Source organism: Plantactinospora sp. CA-294935 (assembly GCF_050936445.1).
Taxonomy (GTDB): Bacteria; Actinomycetota; Actinomycetes; order Mycobacteriales; family Micromonosporaceae; genus Plantactinospora.
On sequence record NZ_JBNJMU010000001.1, the window covers coordinates 1,864,977 to 1,882,679 of the forward strand.

The following is a 17,703-nucleotide window of genomic DNA, read 5'->3' on the forward strand; positions in this document are numbered from 1 at the left end:
TCGCTCATCTGGTCACCCCGTCGGGGCCCGCGGTCCGCTGCACCAGACGGTACGGCGCACCGGGTGGTGCGTCGCGTCCGGCTTCCGACCGCAATTCCGTTGTCGCCGCCTGGGGCGCTGGCATGCTGCTGTTCTGGTTCTGGTTTTCTCTCAAGTTGAAGGCAATCACGCCCGAGCAGATCAGTACCAACAGGCCAAGCACGACGAAGAGCGCGATCAGCAACGAGCGGTTCCCGGGCGACGGCGGCGGTGAAGCCGGACGCCCCGGATACGAGTATGCGGCCTCCGGCCGGGGTCGGACCGGCTGCGGCACCGGGGCCGCACCCCGGTTGTACCCGGCAGGTCCGACCGGCGTCGCGCCGGCGGGCGGGCGGGCCACCGGCGCGACGGCCGGCGAGTGCGGCGCGAGCGGCGCCACCCGCGCGGCGCCGGGCGGCACCCGGGGCGCGGGCGGGACCGAGGTCGGCCGGGGCGGCATCGCGGGCGCGGGTGGCGGCGGCGCGGGGCGCTGCGGGGGCACCGGCAGCGAGGCGACCGGCCGGCCGGGCTGGTTGGCCATCCCGATGGTGGCGGCGGCCTGCCGGGACACCGCCGCCAGTTCGGCGGCGCTCTGCCAGCGGGCCTTCGGGTCCTTCGCCATCGACCGCTCGACGATCGCCCGGATCGCCGGCGGGATGTCGCCGGGAAGCTGCCGGGGAGCGTCCCGGACGTGCTTCATGGCGATCTCGATCGCGCTGTTGCCCTCGAACGGCCGCCGGCCGGCGAGGCACTGGTACGCGACCACGCCGAGCGCGTACACGTCGGAGCACGCGGTGGCGACCTCGCCGGCCGCCTGCTCCGGCGAGATGTACGACGCCGTGCCGAGCACCGAACCGGCGGCGGTGAGCTGGCCGACCAGGGCCGAGCGGGCGATGCCGAAGTCGGTGAGCACCAGCGTGCCGTTCGGCCGGACCAGCAGGTTGCCCGGCTTCACGTCCCGGTGCACGATGCCCTTGTCGTGCGCCGCCTGCAACGCGTCGGCGGCCTGCGCGACCAGTGCCATGGTGCGGGCCGGGGTGAGCCGGCCGACCCGGCTCAGCGTCCGGGAGAGCGCGTCGCCCTCGACGTACTCCATGACGAGGAAGGCGATCTGCTGGTCGCTGCCGTAGTCGTAGACGTCCACCACCCCGGGGTGGTTGATGGTGGCCATGGTCCGGGCCTCACCCCGGAACCGCTCGGCGAAGCCCGGCTCGTCCAGCAGCGCCGGCAGCAGGATCTTGACCGCCACCGTGCGGCCGAGCACCTCGTCGGTGCCCCGCCACACGTCGCCCATGCCGCCGCCGGCGATCCGCTCGTCGAGGCGGTACCGGTTACCGAGCAGCACTCCGGGCTTCAGCATCTCAGCGGCCTCCCCGGTCGGCGATGACCGCCCGCATGATCAGTTGGCTGATCCGCGCCGCCTCGGCACTGCCGCCCGGTCCGGCGGCCTCCAGGAAGACACAGACCGCGGAGATCGGCTTGCCGGCGTCGTCGATCGCGAACCCGATGAACCAGCCGTGGTCGTCGCTGTTTCCACCGGTCTCGGCGGTACCGGTCTTGCCGCCGACCCGGTAGCCGTTGATCCTCGCGTTCTCGCCGGTGCCGTTCTGCACCACGCTGACCATCATGTCCTGGAGCTGCTTGGCGACGTCGGCGCTGACCGGCTCGCGCAGCTCCTTGGGGACCGCGGTGTAGTAGTCGGTGGTGCGGTCCGGGCCGAGCTGCTGCTGCACCAGGTACGGCCGCATCTGCCGCCCGTCGTTGGCTACCGTCGCTGCGATCAGCGCGCCCTGCAACGGGGTCATCCGGACGTCGTTCTGCCCGATCGAGGACATGGCCACCTGCGGCGGGTCGTCGTTGCCGTCCGGGGTGGCCATCTCGCCGGTACGGCTGGCCGCCACCTTCTGACCCGAGCCGTTGAGCCGGCCCACGGCCAGCTCGTCGTCCTCGAAACCGAACTGGCGGGCCTCGTCCTTGAGCCTGTCGGCACCGAGCTTGACGCCGAGCTGGGCGAACCCGGTGTTGCAGGACTCGGTCAACGCCTGGGTCAACGTCACCTGGGACTCGGGGCAGATGCTCGGCGCCGCGTTACGGATCGGCTGGCCGGCGGTCGGCGCGAGGTAGCTCGGACCGGCCGGGATCCGCTGGCCGGGGTCGTACCCGTTCTCCAGGGCGGCGGCCGAGGTGATGACCTTGAAGGTGGAGCCCGGCGGGAAGGTCTCGGAGAGCGCCCGGTTCTTCAGCGGGCCGTCCTTGGCCGCGTCGAGCTGGTCGTACGCGGCCTGGGCCTTCTCGGTGTCGTGGTCGGCCAGCGGGTTCGGGTCGAAGCTCGGCATCGAGACGAGCGCCTGGATCGCCCCGGTGGTGGGGTCGAGCGCCACCGCCGCGCCCTTGGTCACGTCGTTGCGGTTGTTGGCCAGCTCGCGGTAGGCGGTCTCCTGCGCCCGGGGGGAGAGGGTGAGCAGGATGTTCCCGCCGGCGGTCTGGTTGCCGGTGAAGAGGTCCCGCACCCGGTCGCCGAAGAGCTGGTCGCTGGTGCCGGCGAGGAAGTCGTTCTCGCTCTTCTCGATGCCGGTGTCGGCCAGGTTGACCGGCTTGTACCCGAGCGCGTGCGCGTACACCTCGCCCTTCGGGTAGGTGCGGAGGAACTTGAGTTTGCCGCTGGTCTCCTTGCTGGTCGCCAGGGGCGTTCCGCCAGCCTCGATGATCCCGCGCTTGCGCTCGTACTCGGCGACCTGGACCCGGCCGTTGTAGTCGCTGTTGCGATATTCGTCGGCCTTGTACGCCTGTACGTAGTTGAGGTTGACGAAGAGCAGGCCGAACAGGACCATCACGACGACGCCGACCTTGCGCAACGGTGCGTTCATGGCCTGATCACCTCCGTTGTGGCGCCATGCAACTGGGCCGGCGGCCCGGCGGGTGTCCCGCTGGGCCGGGCCGGGGAAGCGGAGTCGACCGGCCGGCGCGCGGCGTCGGAGATCCGGAGCAGGGCCGCGACCAGCAGCCAGTTCGCCATCAGTGACGAACCACCGGCGGAGAGGAACGGCGTGGTCTGACCGGTGAGCGGAATGAGGCCGCTGACCCCACCGATGATCACGAAGAGCTGGAGGCAGACCGTGAAGGAGAGGCCGCCGGCGAGCAGCTTGCCGAACGAGTCGCGGACGGCCAGCGCGGCCCGCAGCCCCCGCTCGATGATCAGCAGGTAGACCACCAGCAGCGCGGAGAGCCCGAACAGCCCGATCTCCTCGCCCAACCCGGCGAAGACGAAGTCCGTGTGCACCTCGGGGATCTCCGTCGGCTGCCCGGCGCCGGGGCCGGTCCCGAAGAGCCCACCGGTACCCAGCCCGAGCAGCCCCTGGAGGGTCTGCCACCCAGTGCCGTACGGGTCGCCGTACGGGTCGAGCCAGATGTCGACCCGGGTGTAGAAGCTGGCGAACGGGCCCCCGACGGTGCTGCCGAGATACCAGGCGAGCACGGCACCGCCGAAGAAGAGCAGCAGGCCGATGATCAGCCAACTGACCCGTTCCGTGGCGATGTAGAGGGTGACCACGAACATGCCGAAGTAGAGCAGCGAGGTGCCGAGGTCCTTCTGGAAGACCAGCACCCCGAGGCTGATCAACCAGACCACGATGACCGGGCCGAGATCCCGGCCGCGCGGGAAGTCGATACCGAGGAAACGCCGGCTGGCCAGCGAGAGCACCTCGCGCTTGCGCACCAGGTAGTAGGCGAAGAAGACCAGCAGGGCCAGCTTGGCGAACTCACCCGGCTGGATCGTGAACCCGCCGACGCTGATCCACAGCTTGGCGTCCGACTGCGGGTTCACCTGCGAGTACTTGGCGGGCAGCAGCGCCGGGGTGATCACCAGCACGATGCCGGCCAGGACCAGGGTGTAGGCGTACCGGGAGATCGCCCGGTGGTCGCGGATCAGCACCAGCAGCCCGGCGGCGAGCGCCACCGAGAGCAGCGTCCAGGCGAGCTGCCGCCCGCCGGTGCCGGAGAACATGGTGAGGTCGGCACGCTCCTCCGGAGTGGTCCGGCCCAGGTCCAGTCGGCGCAGGAAGGCAACGCCGAGACCGTTGACCAGGGCGACCGCCGGCACCAGCACCGGATCGGCGTACGGCGCCAGGAACCGGATCACCACGTGGATCGCCAGGAAGACGGCGGTGATCGACGCGATCGGCACCCAGAAGTCGAACGTCACCGTGTCGAGCAGGTTCGCCTCGGCCGTCGCCGCGTACGCCGCCACCACGACCATGGCCAGCAACAGCAGCGCCAACTCGGCATTCCGCCTGGACCTGGCGGCGAATCGGACACGTGGCAGCTCGCCCGTTGGTGCGGGCGTCGATGCCGATCCAGGCGGGGCGGTCACGTGAGTTCCCTCGGATCGTCGGAGCTGACGCTCACTCGATCGACCGGCATCCCGCGGGGTCGGTGACCGGCGGGATCGGGTCGGACGGTGGCGCGTCGGGCGTGTCCGCCGGAGTGGCGGTCGCCCGCACGGTCTGGCCGGGGGTAGGAGTGGGCGCGGACGGGGTCGGCGTGGTGGCGCTCGGCGTGGGGGTCGGACCGGGCGTGGCGCTCGGCTGGCAGAGCGGCTTCAGGTTGGGGTTGCCCGGGTCCTCGTTGGTCAGCTCGGCGAGCCGGCGTTCCGCGTCCGGCTCGTCGTGTGCCTGGATGCCCTGCTTCACCTGCTCCTGGGCGGCGTCGGTCAGGTCGTCCAGCTTCGTCGGGCTGGTCGCGTGCACGTTCGACAGGTCGAGCCCGGCGATCCGGCCCGGAACGCCCTGGAAGACCGCGAGCTGACCGTCGTCGGTGGCACCGACATAATATTGCCGCTGGGTGTAGTCCCAGCCGAACCAGAGTCCCGCGCCGACCACCCCGAGCAGCGCCACCACGATCACGGCGGTACGCAGCGGATGCCGGCGCGGACGCTCGGACTCGTCGTCGCCGGCCGGTTCGGGCTCGGCCGGCTCCGGGCTGGCCGGGCGCGGCGGGGAGAGCGCCGAGGCCCGGGCGGCCGGCGTCGAGTCGTCGGCCGAGGTCGCCATGCCCCGGTCCCGGGAGGCCGCGCCGCCGACTATCGGGGCCGCCTCCAGGATGTCCTGGTCGCTGGCGTCCGCGATGATCACGGTGATGTTGTCCGGACCGCCGCCCCGGAGGGCGAGCTGCACCAGCCGCTCGACGCACGCCTGGGGGTCCTTGAGGTTGCGCATGGTGTCCGCGATGGTCTCCGCGCTCACCACGCCGGAGAGCCCGTCGCTGCAGATCAGGTAGCGGTCACCGGTGCGGACCTGGCGTACGGAGTATTCGGGGTCGATGTCGCGACCGTCCAGCGCCCGGGTGAGCAGCGACCGCTGCGGGTGGCTGCTCGCCTCCTCCAGGCTGATCCGGCCCTCGTCGACCAGCATCTGGACGTACGTGTCGTCCTTGGTGATCTGGGCGAACTCGTCGTCGCGGAGCAGATAGGCACGGGAGTCACCGATGTGCACCATGCCGATCTTGCTGCCCGAGAAGAGCAGAGCGGTGAGCGTGGTGCCCATCCCCTCGAGATGCGGATTGGCGTCCACGGTGTCGCGCAACTGTTGGTTGGCGGTGTCCACGGCCGAACGCAGCGCGTCGACAAGGGCGTCACCCGGGACGTCCTCGTCGAGCGGGGCCATGGCACCGATGACGATGTTGCTGGCGACGTCACCGGCGGCCATCCCACCCATGCCGTCGGCCACGGCGAGAAGCCGTGGCCCGGCATAGACGGAATCCTGGTTGCCGTCTCGGATCAGCCCGCGGTCGCTGTGCGCCGCGTAACGCAGGGTCAGAGTCATGGCCGTAATTCGAGAGAAGTGCGGCCGATCCGGATCGGCACGCCGAGGGGGACGGGGGTAGGTCCGGTGACCTTAGCGCGATCGAGGTAGGTCCCGTTAGTCGAGCCGAGATCTTCGACGAACCACTGCCCGGATCGGGGCACGAGCCGGGCGTGCCGGGCCGAGGCGTAGTCGTCGGTGATCACCAGCGTGGAGTCCTCCGCCCGGCCGATGGTGATCTGTGCTTCGCCGAGCGTGATCCGCGTACCGGCGAGTTGGCCCGCGGTGACGACCAACTGGTGCGCCGCCCGGCCCCGTTTGACCTTCGCCGGCTTGTTCTGCCCCAGCGCGGCCCCCACCCCGCGCGGCGCGGCGACGAGGCGACTGGACCTCGCGCCGGCGAAGAGGTCCCGACGGATCACCCCGACCACCGTGAAGACGAAGATCCACAGCAGGACGATGAAGCCGATCCGGGCAACGGTGATAACTAATGGGGGCAAGGTGGTTAGCCGTCCACGCGGAAGGTCAGGGTGGTGGTGCCGAGCTGGATCATGTCGCCCGGGTTGAGCGCCACGGCGGAGACCCGCTGCCCGTTGACCATCGTGCCGTTGGTCGACCCGAGATCGGTCAGCACCACCTGGGCACCGTCGAAGTCGAGCCGGGCGTGCCGACGGGAGATGCCGACGTCCGGCAGCCGCAGGTTTGCCTGGTCACCCCGGCCGATCACGGTCGAACCCATCTGCAACGGATAGGTGCGGCCGTCGCCGGAGACGAGCCGGATGTTGCGACCACCGGCGCCGTGTCCCGGCGGTGGGCCGTAGCCGCCGCCCTGGTCGTACGGCGGGTAGCCACCCGGCTGCTGGTCGTATGGCGACTGGTGCACCGGTGCGACGTCGCCGCCGGTGTAGACCTCGGCGGTGACCCGGAACATCCCCGTGTCGAGACCGTCCCCACGCTCGATCTCGACGATGACGTCGCCGTAGACCGTCCACGCCTGCTCGCCGATGAACTCCGCCTGCGACTGGGCCAGTTCCTGGGCCAGCGCGGCGGCGTACGGCGCCAGCCGACTGTGGTCGTACGGTGAGAGATCGATCACGTAGCGGTTGGGTACCAGGGTGCGCCCACCGGCGAGGATCGCCTTGTGCGCCTCTGCCTCCCGCTGCATCGCGTTGAGGATCTCGACAGGGTGCACGACCCCTTTGAACACCTTTGCGAAGGCCCCCTCGACCAGGCCCTCCAGACGCTTCTCAAAGCGTTGCAGCACGCTCACCGGCTCCTCCTCGGGTTCCGAGGACATGATGGTATCCGGCCGCCGCACGTGCGGCTCGCACGCCGCTCGGCCGCCTGCAGCCGGCCTCTCCTCAGCGGCCGGGGTTGGTCGTGCTACTCTTCCATCCGCTGCGGACGGTAACGCCCGCAGCGGCAGTAGGGACAGCGTAGTATGTCCCGGCACATGCCGAAGAGCGGGCTCCGGACATGATTGTTATTGTCCTGTGGCGCGCTCGGGGGATGGGCCGGGTTGGCCCGAGTCCTTTCGTCGAGAGGGCACGGGGCGACGCGGTCACGCCTCGCAAGGGGAAGTGGCGGAATGGCAGACGCGCACGGTTCAGGTCCGTGTGCCCGAAAGGGCGTGGGGGTTCAACTCCCCCCTTCCCCACCGCTTCGAGGGGCTCCGTGGTGACACGGGGCCCCTCGTTCATATCGGGGCAAAGGCACCACCGCGCTATGCTCCGGTGGTTTCCGACCCGAGGGCGAACCAGGAGTGACGTGTGACAGTCGCGTTGGTGACCGGATCCGGCGGCCTGATCGGATCCGAGGCGGTCCGGCACTTCGCCGGGCTCGGCCTGGACGTGGTCGGAATCGACAACGACATGCGTCGGCGGTTCTTCGGCCCGGAGGCGTCCACCGCGTGGAACGTGCTGCGGCTCACCAGTGACCTCGGCGACGCGTACAGGCACCACGACGTGGACATCCGCGACCGGGACGCGCTGGCCGAGATCTTCCGGCGGTACGGCCGGGACATCGGCGTGGTGATCCACACCGCCGCACAGCCCTCGCACGACTGGGCCCTGCGCGACCCGTACACCGACTTCGACGTGAACGCGGGCGGCACGCTGAACGTCCTGCAGAACGTCCGCGAGCACTGCATCGACGCGCCGGTGATCCACTGCTCCACCAACAAGGTCTACGGCGACCGGCCGAACAGCCTGCCGCTGGTCGAGCAGGAGACCCGCTGGGAACTCGCGGCGGACCACCCGTACTTCGACGGCATCAAGGAGGACATGTCGATCGACGCCTCGCTGCACTCGGTCTTCGGCGCCTCCAAGGTCGCCGCGGACGTGATGGTGCAGGAGTACGGTCGCTACTTCGGCATGAAGACCGCCTGCTTCCGGGGCGGCACGCTGACCGGTCCGGCGCACTCCGCCACCGAGCTGCACGGCTTCCTGGCGTACGTGATGCGCTGCAACATGGAGCGCCGGACATACAAGATCTTCGGATACAAGGGCAAGATGGTCCGGGACGCGATCCACAGCCACGACGTGGTCGCCGCCTTCGAGGCGTTCTTCCGGGAGCCCCGCTCGGCCGCGGTCTACAACCTCGGCGGCGGGCGGCACTCGAACTGCTCGCACCTGGAGGCGTTCGCGCTGGCCGAGCAGATCACCGGGCAGGAAATGATCACGGAGTACCACGAGGCCAACCGGATCGGCGACCATCAGTGGTGGATCGGCTCCAACGCCGCCTTCCAGCGCGACTACCCGCACTGGAAGCAGATCTACGACGTGCCGATGATCCTCCAGGAGATCTACGCCGCCAACGTCGACAAGTGGGTGCCGTAGTGAACCTTTTCAACCTCTCCTTGCGGCCCGTCGTGGCCACAGGTGGAAGTCGGGGCGCCGGCGCCGCGCGGTTCAGGTTGAAAAAGGTTCGACCGTGAGGGCGGCGACCAGCGAGGCAGGGGGAAACTGTTGATCTCGCGGGGTAAGCGGAACGTGCTCGGCGTCCTGGTCGACGCGGTCGACTACGAGGCCGCGACCGAGCAGGTGGTGGCCGCCGGGCGGGAGCGCCGGCCGATGGCGCTGACCGCGCTGGCCGTGCACGGGGTGATGACCGGGGTACTCGATCCGGCGCACAACGCCCGGCTCAACGCCTTCGACGTGGTCACCCCGGACGGGCAGCCCGTGCGGTGGGCGCTCAACCTGTTGCACCGCGCCGCCCTGGCCGAACGGGTCTACGGGCCCGACCTGACGCTGAGCGTGCTCGCCAGGTTCGCCGACGAGGGCATGCCGGTCTATCTCTACGGCTCCACCGACTCCACCCTCGCCCGGCTGATCCCGGAGCTGGAGCGGATGTTCCCGGCCCTGAAGATCGCCGGGGTGGAGTCGTCGAAGTTCCGGCCGGCCCGGCCGGGCGAGGACGCCGAGATCGCCGACCGGATCCGCTCCTCCGGGGCCCGGCTCGTGCTGGTCGGGCTCGGCTGCCCCCGGCAGGAGATCTTCGCGTACGCGATGCGGCCGCTGCTCGACATGCCGCTGATGGCGGTCGGTGCGGCCTTCGACTACCACGCCGGCCTGCTCCGCAAGCCGCCGCCGTGGATGCAGCGGGTCGGCCTGGAGTGGCTGTGGCGGTTCGGCCTGGAGCCGAGGCGCCTGTTCCACCGCTACATGGTGCTCAACCCGGCGTACGTGGCCCGGCTGACCGCGCAGCGGCTCGGCATCTGGAAGGCCACCCCGCCGGCCCCGGCGAACGACCGCCCGGCCACCTTCGCGGTCTGACCGGCCCGTCCGGGTCCGGGTAGGGCTGCCCCTACCCGGAGGAGGCCGGTCGCCGGGAGTGTTTCGGGGTGCCGGGTCCGATTGACTCGCTGCTATGGACGCGGTGCGGCTGGCGGAGGTCAGCAGACGGTACGGCTCGGGCGACAGCGCGGTCACCGCGCTGGACCGGGTAACCCTCGGTTTCGCCAGCGGTACGTTTACGGCGGTGATGGGCCCGTCGGGTTCCGGCAAGAGCACGCTGTTGCAGTGTGCGGCCGGCCTGGACCGGCCGACCGCCGGCAGCGTCACCGTCGGCGACGTCGACCTCGGTGGGCTCTCCGAGACGAAGCTGACGCTGCTGCGCCGGGACGCCATCGGTTTCGTGTTCCAGTCCTTCAACCTGCTTTCCGCGCTCACCGCCGAGCAGAACGTGGCACTGCCGCTGCGGCTGGCCGGGCGCCGGCCGCGCCGGGGCGACGTCCGGGCCGCGCTCGCCGCAGTGGGGCTGGCCGGACGGGCCAGGCACCGGCCGGCCCAGCTCTCCGGAGGCCAGCAGCAGCGGGTCGCGATCGCCCGCGCGCTGATCACCCGTCCCCGGGTGCTCTTCGCGGACGAGCCGACCGGCGCGCTGGACTCGACGGCCGGGCGCGAGGTGCTGCGGCTGCTGCGCGGGCAGGTGGACCGGGCCGGGCAGACGATCGTGATGGTCACCCACGATCCGGTGGCGGCCGGGTACGCCGACCGGGTGGTCTTCCTCGCCGACGGTCGGGTGGCCGACGAACTGCGCCAACCAACCGCATCGGCGGTGGCGGAGCGGATGACCGCCCTGGAACCGGCCGTACCCGAGGCCGCCGCCCCGGAGCCGGCCCGGCTCGCACCGGACCCACTCGGCGCGGACCGTCTCGGACCGGACCGCCTCGGACCGGACCGGCTCGGATGGGACCGGCCTGGATGGGATCGGCTCGGAGCGGTCGGGCCGGAACGGGTCGCGCCGTGCTGACGCTCGCCGGCCAGACGTTCCGGAGCCGCTGGACGGCGTTCGTCGGCACCTTCGTCGCGCTCTGTCTCGGCGTCTGCCTGCTGGCCACCACCGGGCTCACCCTGGCGGCCAGCGTCACCGGTCCGGACCGGGCCGCTCAGTGGTACCGGAACGCCGACGTGGTGCTGACCGGGCCGAAGTCGGTGAGCGTCAGCACGGGTACCGGCGACGAGCGGTACACCTCGACCACGGGTACGGCGTACTCGCGGCCGGTGCCGGCCGAGCTGGTGGCCCGGCTGGGCGCGGTGCCGGGGGTCGCCTCGGCGGTACCCGACCGTCAGGTCCCGGTGGACCTGGCCGGTACCGCCGGAATCGCCCGACCGTGGTCGGCTGCGGCGCTGGGCGGGTACGGCCCGCTGGTGGGCCGGCCGCCCACGGTGGACGGCGAGGTGGTGTCGACCTCGCCGGGCGGGCACCGGCCGGGTGACCGGATCCCGGTGCAGACCCCGGACGGGCCACGGACGTTCACCGTCAGCGGGGTGCTGGCGCCGGTCCCCGGGGCGGCGGACGAGGACGCGCCGGCCGTCGCCTTTCTCACCGACCGGACCGCCGCCGCGCTGGCCGGCGACCGGATCACCGCGGTGGCGCTCCGGGCCGGCGACGGGATCTCCGCCGGCACGCTGGCGGAGCGGGTCCGCGCCGCCGCGCCCGGGTTCCGGGTGCTCACCGGTGACGAGCGGCGCGCCGCCGAGCCGGATCCGGACGGCGACGAGCTGGCCATCGCGGCCTCGCTGCTGGGTACCACCGCCGGGGTGGCCACCTTCGTCTCGGTCTTCGTGGTCGCGGGTACCTTCTCGTTCGCGGTCGCCCAGCGCCGGCGCGAGTTCGCCCTGCTGCGTACCACCGGGGCCACCCCCCGGCAGATCCGCCGGCTGGTGCTCGGCGAGGCGGTACTCGTCGGGCTGCTGGCCGGGCTGGCCGGCAGCGCGCTCAGCCTGGTCACCGCGCCGCCGTACGCGCACTGGCTCGCCCGGTCCGGCTTCGCGCCGGAGGACTTCACGGCCCGGTTCGTCCTCTGGCCGTTGCTCGCCGCCTCCGGGGTCGGTCTGCTGGTCGCACTGCTCGGCGCCGGGGTCGCCGCCCGGCGGGCGGCCCGGGTACGCCCGGTCGAGGCGCTGCGCGAGGCGTCGGTCGACACCCGGGTGATGGGCTGGGGACGGTGGCTGTTCGGGCTGCTCTTCCTCGGCGGCGCGGTGGTGCTGCTCACCGCCCTGCCGGAGATCGGGGTCTCGGACGGCCTGGCCATGGTCATGCTGGTCGCCCAGTTGGCCCTGGCCGCCGCCGGGCTGCTCGCACCGGTGCTGATCCGGGTGCTCGTGCCGTTGCTCGGCGCTCCGCTGCGGGGGCAGACCGGCATGCTCGCCCGGTCGAGTGCGCTGAGCGCGCTGCGCCGCACCTCCGCCACCGCCGCGCCGATCCTGGTCACCGTCGGCATCGCGGCCACCACCCTGCCGCTGACCGCGACGCTCTGGCAGGCCGAGCAGCGTTCCGCCCGGGAGCGGGTCACCGCCGGCGCCGTGGTGACCGCGAGCGGCCCGGTCGGGCTCGCCGAGCCGACGGTCGCGGCGCTCGGCCGGGTCGCCGGGGTGCGGGCCGCCGTCCCGAGCCGGCCGGGCGAGGTGTACGTCCGCAGCGACGACTACGCCGAGGAGTACTCCGCCCGGTACGTCGGGGCGGGGCTGGACCGGGTGCTGCGACTGCCGGTCGTGGCGGGTTCGGTCGACGGGCTGACCGGTACGGACACCGTGGCGGTGAGCCGGTCGATGGGCTGGCGGGTCGGCGACCGGGTCCAGGTGTGGCTCGCCGACACGACCGAGGTACGCCTGCGGGTGGTGGCCGTACTCGCCGACTCGGTCGACCTGGACCGGACCCTGCTGCTGCCCTGGGAGCTGGGCCGGGCACACCAGCCCGGTGGCGGTGCCGACGTGGTCTACCTGGACGGCGGCGATCCGGCGGCGCTCGACGCGGCGGCCGTCGCCGGTGGCGGGCGGGTGCTGCCGACCGCCGAGCACCTGGTGGCGGGGGACGCCGTGCAGTACGAGCGGAACCGGGTCGCACTGCTGGCGGTACTCGGGATGGCGCTGCTCTACACCGGCATAGCGATCGCCAACACGCTGGTGATGGCGACCAACGACCGGCGCCGGGAACTCGCGGTGCTGCGGTTGACCGGCGCGACGCCCGGGCAGGTGCTGCGGATGATCGGCCTGGAGGCGGTGCTGGTCGGGCTGGCCGGTACGGCGCTCGCCGCGCTGGTGGCCGCCGCGATGCTGGCCGGGCTGCGGGCCCGGCTGGCCGAGTTGGTGGCGCAGCCGCAGATCAGCGTGCCGTGGTTGCCGATCACGCTGATCGCGGCCGGGTGCCTGCTCGCCGCCGTGCTGGCCAGCCTGGTGCCGACGGTGCTGGCGCTGCGCACTCCGGCCGCCCAGCTCGCCGGGGTCCGGGAGTAGGTCGGGGGCACCCGGATCGACGGGCACGCGGCGGGTCCGGACTCGTACCGCCCCTGTCGCTTGGGATAGCGCTTTCCTATGCTGGGCCGATGATGAGGATCGACCAGGGCCTGACCCCGTCCGCGCTGCTACCCAAGATCGACCGACTCTGGGAGGTCTCCGCCCAGAAAATCGACTCGATCGAGAAGACCTGCCCGCCCGGCGCCGCCTCGCCGGTCTTCACCGTGGAGGGGCAGTACACCGCGCGGGGCTGGACCGAGTGGACCCAGGGCTTCCAGTACGGCGCCGCGCTGCTCCAGTTCGACGCCACCGGCGAGCGACGGTTCCTCGACTCCGGGCGGGAGCAGACCGTGGCGGTGATGGCCAGCCACGTGAGCCACATCGGCGTACACGACCACGGGTTCAACAACGTCAGCACCTACGGGAACCTGTGGCGGCTGATGAACGAGGGGCGGATCCCGGCCGACCGCGCCGAGCGGGACTTCTACGAGCTGGCGCTCAAGCTGACCGGCGCGGTGCAGGCGGCTCGGTGGCGTACCACCGCGGACGGCACCGGCTACGTCTACTCGTTCAACGGGCCGCAGTCGCTCTTCGTCGACACCATCCGGTCCTGCCGGGCGCTCGCCGTGTCGCACCTGCTCGGGCACGTGCTGATGGGCGAGCGGGACGAGCGGATCTCGCTGCTGCGCCGGCTGGTCGAGCACGCCGGCAACACCGCCCGGTGGAACGTCTACTACGGCGAGGGCCGGGACAGCTACGACATCCCCGGACGGACCGCACACGAGTCGATCTTCAACGTGAACGACGGCAGCTACCGCTGCCCCAGCACCCAGCAGGGGTACTCGCCGTTCAGCACCTGGACCCGGGGGCTGGCCTGGGCGATGCTCGGCTTCCCTGAGCAGTTGGAGTTCCTCGCCGTGCTCGCGGACGACGAACTGGCCCCGTACGGCGGCCGGGCCGCCGTCGAGGCGACGATGCTGCGCGCCGCCACCGCCACCTGCGACTTCTACCTGGCGCACACCCCCACCGACGGCGTGCCGTACTGGGACACCGGGGCGCCCGGGCTGGTCCACCTCGGCGACTACCTGGACCGGCCGGCGGACCCGTACAACGCGCACGAGCCGGTGGACTCCTCGGCAGCGGCGATCGGCGCGCAGGGGCTGCTCCGGCTGGGCCACTATCTCGACCGGGCCGGCCGCACCGAGGAGGGCCGGAAGTACTGGCAGGCCGGGCTGACCGTCGCCGACACGCTCTTCGGCGAGCCGTACCTGAGCACCGACGCCCGGCACCAGGGCCTGCTGCTGCACTCGGTCTACCACCGCCCGAACGGCTGGGACCACGTGCCTGCCGGGCAGCGGGTGCCGAACGGCGAGTCGAGCATGTGGGGCGACTACCACGCCCGGGAACTGGCCCTCTATCTCCAGCGGATCGCCCGGGACGAGCCGTACTACACCTTCTTCGGCCCGACCGAAGGCGTGATCGCATGAACGAGCGAATCAGCCAGCTCAGCGCGGATCAGCCTCATGACGGCACGCAGCGAAGCGGAGGGGCGGCATGAGCGAGCGGAGCGAGCGAACCAGCCAGCTCAGTGCGGATGAGCCTCATGACGGCACGGAGCGAAGCGGAGGGGCGGCATGAGCGAGCGGAGCGAGCGAACCAGCCAGCTCAGTGCGGATGAGCCTCATGACGGCACGGAGCGAAGCGGAGGGGCGGCATGAGCGAGCGGAGCGAGCGAACCAGCCAGCTCAGTGCGGATGAGCCTCATGACGGCACGGAGCGAAGCGGAGGGGCGGCATGAGCGAGCGGAGCGAGCGAACCAGCCAGCTCAGTGCGGATGAGCCTCATGACGGCACGGAGCGAAGCGGAGGGGCGGCATGAGCGGCCGTCCGGTGGCGGTGGTGACCGGCGGGTCGCGCGGCATCGGTCGGGGCGTGGTGCTGGCGCTGGCCGGCGCCGGCTACGACGTGGTGGTCAACTACGCCAGCAACGCCGACGCGGCGGCACAGGTCGGCAAGGAGGTGGCGGCCCGGGGCGGCCGGGCGCACCTGGTCCGGGCCGACGTTTCCCGAGCCGGGGACCGGCGGCACCTGGTCGACGAGACGACGACCGCGTTCGGCCGGATCGATCTGCTGGTCAGCAACGCCGGGGTCGCGCCGAGCGTCCGGGCGGACCTGCTGGAGGCCGGGGAGGAGTCCTTCGACCGACTGGTCGACATCAACCTCAAGGGCCCGTACTTCCTGATCCAGCTCGTCGCCAACACCATGATCGCGCAGCAGGCCGCCGGCCTGGTCGAACGGCCGAAGATCGTGGTGATCTCGTCGATCAGCGCCTACACGGCCAGCGTCAACCGGGGCGACTACTGCGTCACCAAGGCCGGCCTGGCGATGACCGCCCAGCTCTACGCCGCCCGGCTGGCCGAGCACGGGATCAACGTCTACGAGATCCGGCCCGGCGTGATCGAGACCGACATGACCGGCCCGGTCAAGGCCCGGTACGACGACCTGATCTTCAACCAGGGCCTGACCCCGATCCGGCGCTGGGGGCAGCCGGACGACGTCGGCCGGGCCGTCGTGGCGGTCGCCACCGACCTGCTGCCGTTCAGCACCGGTCAGGTGATCGACGTGGACGGCGGCTTCCACCTGCGTACTCTGTAGTCCGTCGACGAGAGCGGGCCCCTTCCCGGCGGGGAGGGGGCCCGCTCGCTGTCGGGGTCAGCGCACTACAGGGTCAGGGTCCAGGCGTTGATGTAGCCGGTGTCCCCGGAGTAGACGTCCCGCACCTGCAACCGCCAGAGGCCGTTGCCCGGCTCCGAGGAGAGGTTGACGGTGTACGTCGCGTTCAGGTTGTCGGCACCGTCGAAGATGCTGCTGCTCTTCAGCCGGTATGCGCTGCCGTCCGGGGCGATCAGGTCGACGACCAGGTCACCCCGGTAGGTGTGCACGATCTCCACCGCCACGGCGGACGCGCTGGAGGCGTTCCGCGCGCAGCCGGAGAGGGTGATCCCGCTCGTCACGTTGACGTTGGTGTCCGGGATGGCCACGTCGGTCGTGTTGCTGGCCGCGCAGCCGCTGCTGGTACCGGTCACCGTCAGGGTGTAGCTGGTGCTCCGGGTGGCCGACGCCCCGGTGCCGGTGATGGTCAACGGGTACGTCCCCGGCGGGGTGCTGCCGGTGGTGGCGATGGTCAACGTGGACGAGCCGCCCGAGGTGAGCGTGGCCGGGCCGAACGTGGCGGTGGCGCCGCTCGGCAGGCCGCTCGCCGAGAGCGTCACCGACTGCGCGGAGCCGGCCGTGGTGGCGGTGCCGACGGTGGCCGTCACCGAGCCGCCCGGCGCCGTCGACCCGGTGCCCGGCGAGACCGAGACCGAGAAGTCGTTGGCCGGGGTGCCCTCGTTGACCACGTAGAGCAGCCGGTTGGGGGTACCGGTGCCCGGGTTGGTCACCACGTCGGGCGTGGAGTTGTTGACCAGGTAGTCGCGGACCTGCTGCGGCGACCAGGTCGGGTTGGCGGAGAGCACCATCGCCGCCGCACCGGCCACGTGCGGCGACGCCATCGAGGTACCGCTGATGGTGTTGGTGGCGGTGTCGCCGGTGGACCAGGCGGAGGTGATGCCGACGCCCGGCGCCAGGATGTCGACGCAGGTGCCGAAGTTGGAGAAGCTCGCCGCCGCGTCGTTGTTCTGGGTGGCGCCGACCGTGATGGCGTTCGGCACCCGGGCCGGGGAGGAGTTGCAGGCGTTCTGCCGCACGCCGAGCACGTTGCCGTTGCCGGCCGCCACCACATAGGTGATGCCGGCGTTGATGGAGTTGTTGACCGCGGTGTCGATCGCGCTGTCCGCCGAGCCGCCGAGGCTCATGTTGGCCACCGCCGGGCGTACCGCGTTCGCGGTGACCCAGTCCATCCCGGCGACCACCTGGGCGGTGGTGCCCTGGCCCGAGCAGTTCAGCACCCGTACGCCGTAGACCCGGGCCGCCTTGGCCACCCCGTACGACGTACCGGCGACCGTGCCGGCGACGTGCGTGCCGTGCCCGTGGCAGTCGTCGGCCGCACCGCCGTCGATCGCGTCGAACCCGCTCACCGCCCGGCCGCCGAAGTCGTTGTGGCTGAACCGGATGCCGGTGTCGATGACGTACGCGTTCACGTTCGACGCCGTGTTCGGGTACGTGTACGAACTGTCCAGCGGCCGGTTCCGCTGGTCGATCCGATCGAGGCCCCAGGACGGGGGGTTCGGCTGGGTGCCGCTGATCTGGAACGTCTTGTTCTGCTCGACGTACGCCACGCTCGGGTCGGCGGCGATCCGCCGCGCGGCCTGTGCGGAGGCGCTGATCTCGAAGCCCCGCAGCGCGGCGCTGTAGGTGCGGCCCACCTTGCCACCGTGCTTGCCGATCAGGCCCCGGGCCGTCGTCGACACGCTGGCCCGGGCGACCGCGGTGTCCTTGAACACCACGATGTAGCTGTCGGCGACGGCGTTCGCGGCGCCGACACCCCGGACCGGTGCTTCTGGTGGAGCCGCGGCGGCCGGCACGGCCGCGGCGGCGATCATGGCCAGAGTGGACACTCCGACGACAACGGACCTACGAGGGAGACTCATCTCCCCTCCTCCCCTCCGATCGGTGCACGACAGCCCGTCCCGTTGAGTGACGGGTCAG

Annotated in this window: 13 protein-coding genes and 1 tRNA gene; 7 read left to right on the top strand and 7 right to left on the bottom strand. The window is 71.6% G+C overall.

Features of this window, described 5'->3' with window-relative positions; genetic code table 11:
- Positions 1-4 precede the first annotated feature (4 nt).
- The 6 genes from ACQEVC_RS08400 to ACQEVC_RS08425 all read right to left on the bottom strand — a co-directional run bounded on the left by ACQEVC_RS08400 (position 5) and on the right by ACQEVC_RS08425 (position 7,113).
- Positions 5-1,378 (bottom strand): protein kinase domain-containing protein, encoded by a 1,374-nt coding sequence (locus ACQEVC_RS08400; protein ID WP_432874795.1) that lies wholly within the window; start codon positions 1,376-1,378, stop codon positions 5-7.
- A gap of 1 nt (position 1,379) precedes the next feature.
- Positions 1,380-2,885 carry a peptidoglycan D,D-transpeptidase FtsI family protein gene (locus ACQEVC_RS08405; protein ID WP_432874798.1) on the bottom strand — a complete coding sequence of 502 codons (1,506 nt, stop codon included), beginning with the start codon at positions 2,883-2,885 and terminating at the stop codon, positions 1,380-1,382.
- Positions 2,882-4,273: an FtsW/RodA/SpoVE family cell cycle protein gene (locus ACQEVC_RS08410; RefSeq protein WP_432891166.1), complete on the bottom strand. Its 1,392-nt coding sequence runs from the start codon at positions 4,271-4,273 to the stop codon at positions 2,882-2,884. The genes ACQEVC_RS08405 and ACQEVC_RS08410 overlap by 4 nt, the downstream gene beginning before the upstream one ends.
- A gap of 145 nt (positions 4,274-4,418) precedes the next feature.
- Entirely contained in the window at positions 4,419-5,837 is a 1,419-nt protein-coding gene (locus tag ACQEVC_RS08415; protein WP_432874801.1) for a BofC C-terminal domain-containing protein, read from the bottom strand.
- Entirely contained in the window at positions 5,834-6,316 is a 483-nt protein-coding gene (locus ACQEVC_RS08420) for an FHA domain-containing protein FhaB/FipA (RefSeq protein ID WP_432874804.1), read from the bottom strand. The genes ACQEVC_RS08415 and ACQEVC_RS08420 overlap by 4 nt, the downstream gene beginning before the upstream one ends.
- A 5-nt stretch (positions 6,317-6,321) precedes the next feature.
- On the bottom strand, positions 6,322-7,113 hold the full coding sequence (locus tag ACQEVC_RS08425; protein WP_318398479.1) for a DUF3662 and FHA domain-containing protein: 792 nt from the start codon (positions 7,111-7,113) through the stop codon (positions 6,322-6,324).
- 277 nt (positions 7,114-7,390) lie between these two features.
- Here ACQEVC_RS08425 and ACQEVC_RS08430 point away from each other — a divergent pair.
- The 7 genes from ACQEVC_RS08430 to ACQEVC_RS08460 all read left to right on the top strand — a co-directional run bounded on the left by ACQEVC_RS08430 (position 7,391) and on the right by ACQEVC_RS08460 (position 15,708).
- A tRNA-Leu gene (locus tag ACQEVC_RS08430) sits at positions 7,391-7,473 on the top strand.
- Positions 7,474-7,585: 112 nt separating this feature from the next.
- The gene (locus ACQEVC_RS08435; RefSeq protein ID WP_432874808.1) at positions 7,586-8,653 is read left to right on the top strand and encodes an NAD-dependent epimerase/dehydratase family protein; all 1,068 of its coding nucleotides are present in this window, start codon (positions 7,586-7,588) and stop codon (positions 8,651-8,653) included.
- A 129-nt stretch (positions 8,654-8,782) separates the two neighbouring features.
- Positions 8,783-9,589, top strand: a complete 807-nt coding sequence (locus tag ACQEVC_RS08440) for a WecB/TagA/CpsF family glycosyltransferase (protein ID WP_432874811.1) — start codon at positions 8,783-8,785, stop codon at positions 9,587-9,589.
- 94 nt (positions 9,590-9,683) lie between these two features.
- A complete protein-coding gene (locus ACQEVC_RS08445; protein ID WP_432874814.1) occupies positions 9,684-10,568 on the top strand; it encodes an ABC transporter ATP-binding protein in 885 nt (294 codons plus the stop codon).
- The gene (locus tag ACQEVC_RS08450) at positions 10,562-13,054 is read left to right on the top strand and encodes an ABC transporter permease (RefSeq protein ID WP_432874817.1); all 2,493 of its coding nucleotides are present in this window, start codon (positions 10,562-10,564) and stop codon (positions 13,052-13,054) included. The genes ACQEVC_RS08445 and ACQEVC_RS08450 overlap by 7 nt, the downstream gene beginning before the upstream one ends.
- Positions 13,055-13,143: 89 nt before the next feature.
- Complete coding sequence (locus tag ACQEVC_RS08455) at positions 13,144-14,541, top strand: hypothetical protein (protein WP_432874820.1); 1,398 nt, start codon at positions 13,144-13,146, stop codon at positions 14,539-14,541.
- 387 nt (positions 14,542-14,928) lie between these two features.
- Positions 14,929-15,708: a 3-ketoacyl-ACP reductase gene (locus ACQEVC_RS08460; protein WP_432874823.1), complete on the top strand. Its 780-nt coding sequence runs from the start codon at positions 14,929-14,931 to the stop codon at positions 15,706-15,708.
- A gap of 65 nt (positions 15,709-15,773) precedes the next feature.
- Here the strand turns inward: ACQEVC_RS08460 and ACQEVC_RS08465 are convergent, their stop codons facing one another.
- A complete protein-coding gene (locus ACQEVC_RS08465) occupies positions 15,774-17,645 on the bottom strand; it encodes a S8 family peptidase (protein ID WP_432874825.1) in 1,872 nt (623 codons plus the stop codon).
- Between the last annotated feature and the right edge of the window lie 58 nt (positions 17,646-17,703).